Below are 12,983 nucleotides of genomic sequence, written 5' to 3'. Positions count from 1 at the left end.
TCAAAGTCCGCGGCGCTGCGGCGGGATAGTTGGACCGAGATGTGGACAAGCTAGAAGGAGATGGCAATGGATTTGCACGCAGACGCGCTGGTGATAGACGGACTGATCATCGCCAAATGGGCGCGGCCGGTGTTCGAGGACATGCGCCGCGGCGGCTTGAGCGCCGCCAATTGCACCGTGTCGGTGTGGGAGGGCTTTCAGGACACCGTGAACAATATCGCCGAGATGAAAGGGCTGATTCGCGAGCATGGCGATCTCTTGACCCTGGTGCGCGGCGTCGAGGATATCCGCCGCGCCAAGGCGGAGGGCCGCACCGGCGTCATCCTGGGTTTTCAGAACGCCCACGCCTTCGAGGACAGGCTGGAGTCCGTCGAAGCCTTCGCCGACATGGGCGTGCGCGTGGTGCAGCTGTGCTACAACACGCAAAACCTGATCGGCACCGGCTGTTACGAACGCGACGGCGGCCTGTCCGGCTTCGGCCGCGAAGTCATTGCGGAAATGAACCGCGTCGGCATCATGGTGGACCTGTCCCATGTGGGCGGCCTGACTTCGCGCGAAGCCGTTCTGGAATCGAAAAAGCCGGTCTGTTACTCCCATTGCCTGCCCTCGGGCCTCAAGCCGCATCCGCGCAACAAGAGCGACGAGGAGTTGCGCTTCATCGCGGATCACGGCGGCTTCATCGGCGTCACCATGTTTCCGCCCTTTCTGCGCCGCGGCATCGAAGCCACCGTGGACGACTACGTGGAAGCAATGGATTACGTGATTGCGCTGGTGGGCGAAGACTGCGTCGGCTACGGCACCGACTTCACCCAGGGCTACGATCAGGGCTTCTTCGACTGGATCACCCACGACAAAGGCCGGTATCGCCGGCTGACCGATTTCGGCACCATCCTCAACCCGGAAGGCATTCGCACCATAGGCGAAACGCCCAATCTGACCGCGGCGATGCAGCGGGCCGGCTGGCCTGAGCGCAAGATCCGCAAAGTGCTGGGCGAGAACTGGTTGCGGGTGTTTGGCGAGGTATGGGGGGCTTAGCCCCCCGGCCACGGCCCTGATCCCGCGTTGAGCCTCCTCGCGCGCAAGCGGCGCATGGGTATTTCTTAAAGAGCCGTTCAAAGTCTCGCGAGCAAGGGCGAGACAAGGCGAAAACGAGCGAAAAAGCGGAATGTACACGTGGTACATGAGCATTTTGAGCTGGTTTTCAACGCCGTATCGCTGAAGCGCAGCAGACTTTGAACAGGTTCCAAGGCGGGCCCGCCGCATCCGAAGCACATTCAGGAGGACTTATGAAGCAAGTTAAAGTATTGGGGGCTTTGCTGTTGTCGGCCGCGCTTTGGACCCAGCCGGCGGCGGCGGAGACCGAGCTGAAGCACTGGCCGCCCAAGATCGCGGAACGGCTGAACGCCATGATCAAGGCCAATGCCCATAAGGGCGAATACGCGGTGTTCGACATGGACAACACCAGCTATCGCTACGATCTGGAAGAAGCGCTGCTGCCTTATATGGAGGCCAAGGGCTTGCTGAGCCGCGAGCGGCTGGACCCGTCCCTGAAGCTGATTCCCTTCCGCGACGAGCCGGACCGGCCGGAAAGCCTGTACAGCTACTATCTGCGGCTGTGCGAGATTGACGAACTGATCTGCTACCCCTGGGCGGCGCAGGTGTTTTCCGGACTGACGCTGCGCCAACTCAAGACCCAGGTGGACGCGCTGATGGCCAGCGGCGCTCCGGTGCCGGTCAGGTATTTCCATCAGGGCAAGCCGGTGGAGGGCAGCGTGCCGGCGCCGCGCGTGTTCACCGGCATGGTCGAGCTGTACGCCAAGCTGCAGGAGAACGGCATCGCCGTCTACGTGATGACCGCGGCCAGCGAAGAACTGGTGCGTATGGTGGCCAGCGATCCGCGCTACGGCTACCGGGCGCCGCCGCAGAACGTGCTGGGCGTCAATCTGCTGCTGAAAGACCGAACGAACGGCGCGCTGACCACCTCGCGTTTGCAGATCAAGCGCGGCGGCTATGAGCCGGAACGCAATCTGGACCTGGAACTGACCCCCTATCTGATGAACCCGATGACCTGGTACGAGGGCAAGGCCGGGACCATCCTGGGTTGGATAGACCAATGGCGCAAGCCGGTGCTGGTGGCCGGCGACACGCCGCAGTCCGATGGCTACATGCTGCTGAACGGCACCGACACGGCCAAGGGCGGCTTGCGGCTCTGGGTAGACCGCAAAGCGGGCTATTGGGATCGGATCCGCAGCTGGAGCCGGGAAGCGGCCAGGCAGCAGCGCAAGCTGGGCCAGCCGGCGACGGCGGACCGCAACTGGCTGGTGGTGAAGCCGGAGCAGATTCAATAAGCGCTGGAAGACGCGGAATGGGGCGCATGGGCATGCTCACGCCGCTGGCAAGCTTGTATCAGACCTTGAACCGCTTTAGCGCCGCTAACAAAACCTCGTAGAGACGCTGGACCAAGGCGCGCCGACGCAGGCAGTACCAGCAGGCGCAACGCAGGGTCGGGGTTGGCTTAGCGGGTCTTAAGGGAGGAAACGAATATGTTGAGGCAATGGTGTTGCATCCTACTGCTGCTCTTGTGCGTGCCGGCCCACGCGGCCGAGGCCACGCCCGGCAAACCGCTCATCAAGATCGGCTACGTTGAAGGCTGGGCGGACAGCGTGGTCACCACTCAGGTGGCGGCCCAGATCATTCGCGGCCGGCTGGGCCACCCGGTGGAACTGATGCCGGTGGCCGCCGGCATCATGTGGCAGGGCGTGGCGCGCGGCGATCTGGACGCCACGCTGTCGGCCTGGCTGCCGGTGACCCAGGGCGCGTATTACCGGCAGTTCAAGGATAAGGTGCTGGACCTGGGGCCCAATTACGTCGACGCCCGCATCGGCCTGGTGGTGCCGGACTATGTGGCCGCCCGCGCCATAGGGGATCTCAACGCCGAGCGCGCGGCGTATCAGGGACGTATCGTCGGCATAGACGCCGGCGCCGGGGTGATGCAAAAGACCGAGGCGGCGATCAAGGCCTACCGGCTGAATTTGACGCTGATGCCCAGCTCCGGGCCGGGCATGACGGCGGAACTGGCGCGCGCGATCAACGCCCGCAAGCCCATCGTGGTGACCGGCTGGGTGCCGCACTGGATGTTCGCCAAATGGAAGCTGCGTTTTCTCGACGACCCGCAAAAAGTATTCGGCGAGGCCGAGCACGTCAACAACGTGGCCCATCCCGGCCTGAGCGCCAAGGCGCCGCGGGTGCTGGCCTTCCTGCAGCGCTTCCGCTGGCGGCCGGAAGAGATCGGCCCGCTGATGCTGGCGGTGGAAACCGGCGCCAAACCCGCTGCGGCGGCGGCCTCCTGGATTCGGGCCCATCCGGAGCGGGTGGCGGAGTGGGTGCCCTGAACCACTGCGCGTTCAATGACATGCCTCCCCTTGGCGGACCGTGGTCCGCCTTTTTTGCGCCCGCGCCGCGAGGTGTCGGCAATGGGCAAAAACCGGTCGCGCCGACGGCTCCGGCCCGGAATGGCCTGCGGCAAGATGCCGGCAATGACGGGCTGCGCCCGACTTGCTCAGAGCCGGTTCACCGTCTGGCGAGCAAGGGCGAGACAAGGCGAAAACCGCTGAGGAAGCGGAAGGGTCATGCGGCATATGGGCATTCTGAAGCCGTACTCACCACGCCATGTCCGACGAAGCGCAGCAGACCTTGAACAGGCTCTCAGGAGAACGGCATGCAACCGCAACTTCCCATCGACGTGGACCCCGACAGCGGCGTCTGGCGCACCAACGGCCTGCCCATGTTGTATGTGCCGCGTCATTTCTTCATCAACAACCACCTGGCCATGGAGGCGGCGCTGGGCCGTTACCAGTACGCGGACGCGCTCTACCAGGCCGGCCATCGCTCCGCCCACTTCTGGTGCGCCAGCGAGGCGGCCACCCACGGTCTGGCCGGCCTGGCCGTGTTCGAGCACTACCTGAGCCGGCTGTCCCTGCGCGGCTGGGGCCGCTTCCGCTTTTTGGAGGCCGACGTGGCCAGCGGCAACGCCCATATCCGGCTGGACCACTCCTGTTTCGTGCTGGCCCAGGGCGAGGCCGGCGCGCCGCAAAGCGAGCACATGGCCTGCTATCTGTTCGCCGGCTGGTTCGCCGGCGCGATGGACTGGGTGGGGGAAAGCCTGGGGCGCGACTACCGCACCGTCTGCCGCGAAAGCCAGTGCGCCGGGCAGGGCGCGCCGTACTGCGCGTTCACGGTCCATCCCTTGTAGTCAGGGTCTGTTGACGTATGTTTTACCGCTGCGTTCGTCCCCAGCCGGATGCGGCGGCCGACAAAGCGAGGCACCTGCTGGGGACGAACCCGGAGGGCTGACCGAGGAAAGCCCCCTCTACGGCGTTGTCAGGCTTGGCCTTGGTTTACCAAGGCCTGCGCCCTCCGCCTTGTAGAGTGCACTTTTCTCGGTCAGCGCGGCGGGGAAAACATACGTCAACAGACCCTTAGGAGCCGGCCATGTCTTACCCGCATTTGTTCGAACCCATCACCCTGAACCGGCTGACCTTGCGCAACCGCATCGTCAGTACCGCCCACGCCGAGGTCTACGCCGAAGCCGGCGGTCTGCCGGGCGAGCGCTACATCCGCTACTACGAAGAAAAAGCCAAGGGCGGCCTGGCGCTGGCGATTTGCGGCGGTTCCAGCCCGGTGTCCATCGACAGCCCGCAGGGCTGGTGGAAATCGGTGAACCTGGCCAGCGACGCGGTGATAGAACCGCTGGCGCGGCTGGCGGAAGCCATGCACCGCCACGGCGCCAAGATCATGATCCAGGCCACCCACATGGGGCGGCGCTCCAGCTATCAAGGCGAACACTGGCCGCATCTGCTCAGCCCCTCCGGCGTGCGCGAGCCGGTGCACCGCGGCAACGCCAAGATCATGGAGACGGAGGACATCCATCGCGTGATCGCGGATTTCGCGCTGGCGGCGCGGCGGGTCAAGGCCGCCGGCCTGGACGGCATCGAAATCGCCGCCGCCCACCAGCACCTGATCGACCAGTTCTGGAGCCCGCGCACCAATCAGCGCGAGGACGAATGGGGCGGCAGCCTGGGCAACCGGCTGCGCTTCGGCATGGAGGTGCTGCAGGCGGTGCGCGCCGAGGTGGGCGCGGACTTCTGCGTCGGCCTGAGAATGAGCGGCGACGAGTTCCACGAAGACGGCCTCAGCCACGACATGCTCAAGGAGATTGCCGCCGCCATGTCCGAAACCGGGCTGATCGACTATCTGTCGGTGATAGGCTCCGGCGCAGACACCCACAACAGCCTGGCCAACTGCATGCCGCCGATGGCGCTGCCGCCCGAGCCTTTCGTGCATCTGGCCGCCGGCATCAAATCGGTGTCCAAGGTGCCGGTGATGCACGCGCAGAGCATACGCGACCCGGTGCAGGCGGAACGCATCCTGGCCGCCGGCATGGTGGACATGGTGGGCATGACCCGCGCCCACATGGCCGACCCGCATCTGGTGATCAAGATCCGGGACGGCAAGGAAGACCAGATCCGCCAGTGCGTGGGCGCCAATTACTGCATAGACCGCCAGTACTACGGCCAGGATGTGCTGTGCATCCAGAACGCCGCCACCAGCCGCGAGTCCACCATGCCCCATCTGATCTCCCGGGCGGCGCGGCCGCGCCGGGTGGCGGTGGTGGGCGCCGGGCCGGCCGGGCTGGAGGCGGCGCGGGTGGCGCGCGAGCGCGGCCACGAGGTGGTGCTGTTCGAGCGGCAGCCGCAGGTGGGCGGTCAGATCCTGCTGGCGGCGCGCGCGCCGCAGCGCGAACAGATGGCCGGCATCGTGCGCTGGCTGGACATGGAAACCCAGCGCCTGGGCGTGGACCGCCGGCTGGGCGCGGCGGCGGACCGCTCCATGATCATGGACGAGCGGCCGGATATCGTGGTGCTGGCCACCGGCGGCCGGCCGCACACCGGCCAGGTGCCGGCCTGGGGCGTGGCGGAGGGGCTGGCCGTCAGCAGCTGGGACATCCTGTCCGGCCAGGTGGAGCCGGCCCGCAACGTGCTGGTCTACGACGCGCTGAGCACCCACGCCGGCTTCGGCGTCGCCGACTATCTGGCCAGCCGCGGCAGCACGGTGGAAATCGTCACGCCGGACGTGAAGGTGGGCGACGACACCGGCGGAACCACCTTTCCCATCTTCTACCGCCGCCTGTACGCCCAAGGCATCATCCCCACCCCCAATGTCTGGCTGGAGGCGGTTTACGCCGAAGGCGACAAGAAAATCGCCGTGCTGCGCAACGAATACACCGAAGCGCTGGAAGAGCGGGCGGTGGACCAGGTGGTGATAGACAACGGCGTGCTGCCGGACGACGCCCTGTACGGGCAGCTGAAGCCCTTGTCGCGCAACCGCGGCCAGACCGATGTGCGGGCGCTGTTCGCCGCCGAGCCGCAGCCCTGTCTGGACTGGCCGCTGGCGGCCGGGGAATTCCTGCTGTTCCGCGTCGGCGACTGCGTTTCCATGCACAACATCCACGGCGCGCTCTACGACGCGCTGCGGCTGGCCAAGGATTTCTGACATGAGTTTTCCCTACCTTCTCAGCGGCCTGTTCTGGTTGGGCGCGCTGCTGCTGAGCGCCGGGCTGCTCCGGCGCGCGCGGCTGTGGCGGCGGGGGCGCGCCGCGCCGGCGTCCTGGCGCGGCCTGCTGGCCGCGCCCAAGCGTTACTTCGTGGACCTGCACCGCGTGGTGGCCCGCGATCCGGCCGCGGCGCGCGCCCATGTGGCGGCGGCCGGCGGCGGGACGGCGGCGCTGCTGCTGATCGCGCTCAATTACGGCCTGCTGTTGCATCAGCGCTGGCTGGACCTGCTGCTGGCGGCGTCGGCCGTTCTGATGCTGATCGGCGCGGCCTTGATGCGCGCGCGTCGCCGCGCGCCGCCGGCCCGGCTGTCGTTGGGAGAATGGCAGCGGCTGCCGGCGCGGCTGGCCTGTTTCGCGCTGGGCGCGCTGCTGGTGGCGGCGCTGGCCGGCGGCGAGGTCTGGCTGAGCGCCGCCGGGCAAGGGCTGGCCGCCGTCGCGTTGTCGCTGCTGGCCTTGGGCGGCGCGGAGCTGGCCCTGGGCATAGGCCTGGGCCGGCCGATGAAGCACGCGGTGGCCGGTTTGCTGCACCTGGCCTTCCATCCGCGCGCCGAGCGCTTCGCCGGCAAGTCCGCCGATCTGAAGCCCTTGAACCTGGCCGCCGGCGAGTTGGGCGTGGCGCGGGCGGCCGATTTCGCCTGGAACCGGCTGCTGTCCTTCGACGCCTGCGTGCAATGCGGCAAATGCGAAGCCGCCTGTCCGGCCTTCGCCGCCGGCCAGCCGCTCAATCCCAAGCGTCTGATCCAGGACCTGGTGGCGTCCATGGGCGGCGGCGGTCCGGCCTACGCCGGCAGCCCGCATCCGGGCCGGCCGGCGGCCGCGGCCGCGAGCGCGGACCGGGACATCGTCGGCGGCGCGTTGGCGGCGGACACCTTGTGGTCCTGCACCACCTGCCGCGCTTGCGTGGAAAACTGCCCGATGCTGATCGAGCACGTCGACGCGGTGATCGATCTGCGCCGGCACCAGACCCTGACGCGGGGCGAACTGCCGGGCAAGGGCGCGGCGGCGCTGGCCAATCTGCGCCATACCGACACCGTCGGCGGCCATCCGCTGCGCGCGCGCTACCACTGGGCGGCGGACCTGGACCTGACGCTGCTGCGGGAGGGCGAGTCCGTCGATTGGCTGTTGCTGGCGGGCGAGGGCGCTTTCGACATGCGCTATCAGCGCGCCTTGCGCGCCCTGCTGACCGTGCTCAAGGCTGCCGGCCTGCGCGTGGCGGCGCTGGGCGAAGCCGAGCGCGACTGCGGCGACCTGGCGCGCCGCCTGGGCGACGAGGCGGGTTTTCAGCGGCTGGCGCTGGCCAATATCGCCACGCTGGGCCGCTATCGCTTCACCCGCATCGTCACGCCGGACCCGCATGTTTTTCATTGCCTGGCCAATGAGTACCCGGCGCTGGGCGGACATTACGAAGTCTGGCATCACAGCCGGCTGCTGGACCAACTGCTGGAGACGCGGGCGATCCGCGTGCGCTCCCGCGACTCGGCCGAGCCGCTGAGCTATCACGACCCCTGTTATCTGGGCCGCTACAACGAGGGCTACGGCGCGCCGCGCCGCGTGCTGGCCGGCATCGGCATCCAGGTGGTGGAGATGAGCCGCTCCGGCCGCGACGCTCGCTGCTGCGGCTGGGGCGGCGGGGCGGCCTTTACCGACGTGCCCGGGCCGCGCCGGATTCCGGACATGCGCATGGATGACGTCCGCGCCGCCGGCGCCGGCCGCGTCGCGGTGGCTTGCCCCAACTGCACCGCGATGCTGGAAGGCGTCAGCGGCGCGCGGGCGGAGGTGGTGGAATTGGCGGAACTGGTGGCGGAGCGTCTGGAGACCGGCCCGGAGGCCGGGCAAGAGCGGGGCGATGTGCGGCGCGCGGCGGCGCAAGGCCGGCTGGCGAAGGAGGAGGCATGAAGATGAAGCAGACCGCGCCGCGGGTGGACCCGCGCCGGCCCTGGGTGCGTTCGCCGGGCGGGCTCAAGCGCATCGTGCTGGGCGAGGACGGCGGCCTGCGCGACGCGCCGCCGGCGAGCGCGGCCAGGCTCAAGCCGCTGCGCAGCGCCGGACCGTTCGATGGACGGCTGTTGGTGGTGGCGCACGCCGAGCGCGGTCAGCTGGACGAGGCGGCGCGCGAGGCCATCGCCGCCGCCGCCCTGCTGGCCGGCCCGCGCGAGGAGGTGCTGGCGGTCTTGTTCGGCATGGAAGGCTGCGCCGACGCCGAACTGGCGGAACTGGCCTTGGACCGCGTCTTGACGCCGGCCGATCCGGGCTTTGCGCCGGAAGCCAAGCTGGCCTTGTTGCGGCGGCTGTGGCGGCGGGAGCAACCGAGCCATGTGCTGTTCGCCGACCGCGGCGAGGACGCCGATCTGGGCCGGCGCTTCGCCTGCCGCGAGCGCCTGTCGGTGCTGACCGATGTGGTGGAAATCGCCGCCGACGGCGTGCGCCGCCGCCGGCCGGGCGCGGGCTTCAGCGTGCATCCGCGCGCCCAGGCGCTCTTGCTCGCGCGCGGGGTGGCCGACGTCCGCCTGCCCTTCGTCGGGCGCGGGCTGCGGCAGGCTTGCGCGCCGGAGGCGGCGGAGGAGCGGGTGCGGGACCTGGGCGGCGTCGCCAGCCCGGCCTCGCAACTGGCGCTGGAAGAAGCTGACCTGATCCTGGCCGCCGGCAACGGGGTCAGCGACGTGCCGGCCTTCCTGCGGCTGGCGGAATCCATGGGCGCGGCGGTGGGCGCCTCGCGGGTGGCGGTGGACGACGGGCGTTTCCGCCGCGACCAGCAAGTGGGCGCCACCGGCCGCAGCGTGCAGGCCAGCGCCTATCTGGCGCTGGGCATTTCCGGCGCGGTGCAGCACCTGCAAGGCATCAAGGCCTGCCGCCATGTGATCGCGGTCAATCTGGACGCGGCCGCGCCCATGGTCAAGCGCGCGGACCTGAGCGTGATCGACGACTGCCAGTCCTTCATTCAGGCCTTGCAGGCCTTGCTGGAGCTTGAGAACAAGGAGATCGGACCATGAGCGAGACGGCGCTTTCCGCCGGAACGGCGGCGAAAACGGCGGTGCTGGTGGCCCCGGCGCCGCATCCGGTCAGCGGGCGGCCCTGCGCCGGCCCGGGCGATCTGGCGGCGCTGGCGCTGGCGCGCCGGCTGGGCCGCGCCTTCGTCGTCTTGCACGCAGGGGACGCGGACAAGGAGGCGCTGGCCGACTACCTGGCCCAGGGCGCGGCGGCCATCGCCGTGCTGCAGCCGCCGGCGGACAGCGACCCGACGCCGGCGCTGATCGCCGCGCTGGGCGATTTCGAACTGATTCTGTGCGGCGAACGCTCCGGCGGCGGCGAGGCGTCGGCGCTGCTGCCCTATCTATTGGCCGAAGGCCTGGACCGTCCGCTCTTGCCCGGCGTGCTGTCCTTGACGGAGGAGGACGGAGAATGGCGGGCGCTGCAAGGCCTGGCCAGGGGGCGGCGGCGACGGCTGGCGGCCCAGGCGCCGCTGTTGGCCAGCGTCAAGCCGGACGGCGCGGAGCCGCGCTGGTCCTGGGCCGGCTTGCAATGCGGCGTGGTGACGCGCCGCGCGGCGGCGGGGGAGCCCATGCCCGCGCCCAGGCTGGAGCCGGCGCGGCGCGCGCGGGCGCTGGCGGCGCAGCGCGGCAGCGGCCTGGAGCGCCTGCTGGGGGCGATTGCCGGCGACGACGCGACCGCCGGGGGGCGCGTCGTAAAACAGGGGGATTCCGTCGAGAAAGCGCAAGCGGTGCTGGATTACCTGCGTCAACATCGGCTCGTCGATTTTTGAGCCGCCCGCCATCAAAGGAGCGAGACATGTCCCACAGCGTCATTCCCTTCCCGGCAGCGACGACGGCCCCGCTGCGCGAACTGCTGGCCCGCCGCCGTCCCGGCCACAGCCTGGAAGCGCCGTTCTACCGCTCGCCGCAGGTGTTCGAGGCTGATCTCGAATACATCTTCCGCCGCCACTGGATCTATGTCGGCGTCAGCGCGGAAATACCCGAACCGGGCGACTACCTGACCGTGGAGCTGGGGCGCGATCCCATCCTGATCCTGCGCGACGACGACATGGCCATACGCGCTTTTCACAATGTCTGCCGCCACCGCGGCTCGCGGCTGTGCGCCGAGCGTCAGGGCTCGGTGGGCAATCTGGTCTGCCCCTACCATCAATGGACTTACGATCTGTCCGGCCGGCTGATCTTCGCCGATCACATGGCGGACGGCTTCGACCCCTCGCATCACAGCCTCAAGCCGGTGGCGCTGAAAAATCTGGAAGGGCTGCTGTTCATCTGCCTGGCCGAGCGGCCGCCGGAGGACATCGACGAGATGATGGCGCGGATGGCGCCCTATATCGCGCCGCACCGCATCGACGATTGCAAGGTGGCGGCCCAGGTGGACATCGTCGAGGCGGGCAACTGGAAGCTGACCATGGAGAACAACCGCGAGTGCTATCACTGCACCGCCAACCATCCGGAGCTGACCGTCTCGCTGTACGCCTACAGCTACGGCTTCGCGCCCCGGGCCGAGCAGGCCTCCGGGCTGGCCGATTACCAGCGCGTCGTCGCCGAGCACCACGCGCGCTGGGAGGCCGGCGGCTTGCCCTCGGCCGAGATCGAGCGCCTGTCCGAAGTGTCCGGCTTCCGCGCGATGCGCATGCCGCTGGACCGCAAGGGCCAGTCCCAGACCGTGGACACCGGCGCGGCCTGTCGCAAGCTGCTGGGCGATCTGCGCGACCCGGCGTCCGGCGGCCTGTCGTTCTGGACCCAGCCCAACTCCTGGCACCATTTCATGGCCGACCACATCGTCACCTTCACCGCCTTGCCGCTGTCGGCGGAAAGCACGCTGGTGCGCACCACCTGGCTGGTGCGCAAGGACGCGGAGGAGGGCGTGGACTACGAGGTGGACAACCTCACCCGGGTATGGAAAGCCACCAATCAGCAGGACCGCCGGCTGGTGGAGGAGTCGCAGCGCGGCATCAACGGCTCCGCCTATCGGCCTGGTCCTTATTCGCCCTACACCGAGGCCTTGGTGGAGAAATTCACCCACTGGTACGCGCAGCGGCTGGGCGACGGCCTGGAGCGGGAACGGCGCGACCATGAATAGCGCGCCGCCGGCCAGCCCATTGGATGATCTCCCGTCAGCCGCCGACCTGCCGCTGTGGCGGGCCGGCGAGGACAGCCTGCTCGTCTGCGTTCAGGCGCGGGAGGAAACCCACGATGTCAAAACCTTCGTGTTCCGCGCCGAGCCGCCGCGCCGCTTCCCTTATCTGCCCGGCCAGTTCATCACGCTGGAACTGGACATCGACGGCGCCGCGGTCAACCGCTGTTACACGCTGTCGTCCACGCCCACCCGGCCGGACCGGGTGTCCATCACCGTCAAGCGCATTCCCGGCGGCGTCGTTTCCTCTTGGCTGCACGAGCATCTGCGCCCGGAAATGGCGCTGCGGGTGTTGGGGCCGGCCGGCGAGTTCAGCTATGCGCGCCACGCCGCTTCGCCCTATCTCTTTCTGTCCGCCGGCAGCGGCATCACCCCGCTGATGTCGATGACCCGGGCGCTGACCGATCTGGCCTCCGGCGCCGACATCCTGTTCGTGCACAGCGCGCGCTCGCCGCGCGACATCGTGTTTCGCAAGGAATTGAGCCTGCTGGCCAGCATCCACCCCACTTTCAGCCAGGCGGTGATTTGCGAAAACCGGGCGGGAGAGCCGGATTGGGCCGGCCTGATCGGCCGGCTGGACCGGACGCTGATCGAGCGCATGGCGCCGGATCTGCACGCGCGCCAGGTGTTCTGCTGCGGCCCCGCACCCTATATGGCCGCGGTGCGCGAGCTGCTGCGCCAGTGCGGTTTCGACATGAGCCGCTATCACGAGGAAAGCTTCAATTTCGCCGAACTCAGCGCGGCGCCGCCGGACGAGGCGGTGCGGACGCCGCAGCCCGGCGTCGAGGGCCGCGGCTTCAATGTGCGCTTCGCCAAAACGGGGGACGATTTATCGGTGGCGCCGGGGCAGACGGTGCTGGCGGCGGCGCTGGCCAAGGGCATGCGCCTGCCGGCCTCCTGCACCCGCGGCGTGTGCGGCAGTTGCAAGAGCCGTCTGCTGGAAGGCCGGGTGGACATGCGGCACCAGGGCGGCATCCGGCCGCGCGAAGTGGAGCAGGGCTATTTCCTGCCTTGCTGCAGCCTGCCCTTGAGCGATCTGGTGGTGGATCGCTGAGCGCCTGTCCAAAGTCTCGCGAGCCAGGGCGAAACAAGGCGGAAACGAGCGAAAAAGCGGCATGTACAAGCGGCATTGCGTGTTTTGAGCGGGTACTCACCATACAACGCTTCACGAAGCGCAGCCGTCTTTGACCGCTTCCGCGCGCGCGTCCGTCGCCTCCCCGTCCTTCACGCCTGTCCGGCCGCG

The 12,983-nt window shown here is 68.6% G+C and carries 10 protein-coding genes; all 10 read left to right on the top strand.

The features are described 5' to 3' along the window. Positions 1–66 precede the first annotated feature (66 nt). The 10 genes from JC616_RS14220 (at position 67) to JC616_RS14175 (ending at position 12,794) form a co-directional block, all read left to right on the top strand. On the top strand, positions 67–1,035 hold the full coding sequence (locus tag JC616_RS14220; RefSeq protein WP_048412289.1) for a dipeptidase: 969 nt from the start codon (positions 67–69) through the stop codon (positions 1,033–1,035). A gap of 251 nt (positions 1,036–1,286) precedes the next feature. Next, positions 1,287–2,348 (top strand): HAD family hydrolase, encoded by a 1,062-nt coding sequence (locus JC616_RS14215; protein WP_227103783.1) that lies wholly within the window; start codon positions 1,287–1,289, stop codon positions 2,346–2,348. 195 nt (positions 2,349–2,543) lie between these two features. Then, positions 2,544–3,392: a glycine betaine ABC transporter substrate-binding protein gene (locus JC616_RS14210; protein ID WP_227103781.1), complete on the top strand. Its 849-nt coding sequence runs from the start codon at positions 2,544–2,546 to the stop codon at positions 3,390–3,392. 326 nt (positions 3,393–3,718) lie between these two features. Next, a complete protein-coding gene (locus JC616_RS14205; protein ID WP_107799497.1) occupies positions 3,719–4,252 on the top strand; it encodes a DUF5943 domain-containing protein in 534 nt (177 codons plus the stop codon). Between the two features lie 239 nt (positions 4,253–4,491). Beyond that, the gene (locus tag JC616_RS14200; RefSeq protein ID WP_227103779.1) at positions 4,492–6,552 is read left to right on the top strand and encodes an NADH:flavin oxidoreductase; all 2,061 of its coding nucleotides are present in this window, start codon (positions 4,492–4,494) and stop codon (positions 6,550–6,552) included. 1 nt (position 6,553) lies between these two features. After that, positions 6,554–8,509: a DUF3483 domain-containing protein gene (locus JC616_RS14195; protein ID WP_227103777.1), complete on the top strand. Its 1,956-nt coding sequence runs from the start codon at positions 6,554–6,556 to the stop codon at positions 8,507–8,509. After that, positions 8,506–9,603, top strand: a complete 1,098-nt coding sequence (locus JC616_RS14190; protein WP_227103774.1) for an electron transfer flavoprotein subunit alpha/FixB family protein — start codon at positions 8,506–8,508, stop codon at positions 9,601–9,603. Before JC616_RS14195 ends, JC616_RS14190 begins: the two co-directional genes overlap by 4 nt. Next, a complete protein-coding gene (locus JC616_RS14185; RefSeq protein WP_227103773.1) occupies positions 9,600–10,373 on the top strand; it encodes an electron transfer flavoprotein subunit beta in 774 nt (257 codons plus the stop codon). The genes JC616_RS14190 and JC616_RS14185 overlap by 4 nt, the downstream gene beginning before the upstream one ends. Positions 10,374–10,399: 26 nt before the next feature. Continuing rightward, positions 10,400–11,686 carry an aromatic ring-hydroxylating oxygenase subunit alpha gene (locus JC616_RS14180; RefSeq protein WP_227103771.1) on the top strand — a complete coding sequence of 429 codons (1,287 nt, stop codon included), beginning with the start codon at positions 10,400–10,402 and terminating at the stop codon, positions 11,684–11,686. Beyond that, positions 11,679–12,794 (top strand): FAD-binding oxidoreductase, encoded by a 1,116-nt coding sequence (locus JC616_RS14175; protein WP_227103769.1) that lies wholly within the window; start codon positions 11,679–11,681, stop codon positions 12,792–12,794. Before JC616_RS14180 ends, JC616_RS14175 begins: the two co-directional genes overlap by 8 nt. Positions 12,795–12,983: the final 189 nt, after the last annotated feature.

Origin of the sequence: Chromobacterium rhizoryzae (assembly GCF_020544465.1) — a bacterium.
Taxonomy (GTDB): domain Bacteria; phylum Pseudomonadota; class Gammaproteobacteria; order Burkholderiales; family Chromobacteriaceae; genus Chromobacterium.
The sequence above is the reverse complement of the archived record's forward strand: the minus strand, read 5'-3'. Positions and strand labels throughout refer to the sequence as shown.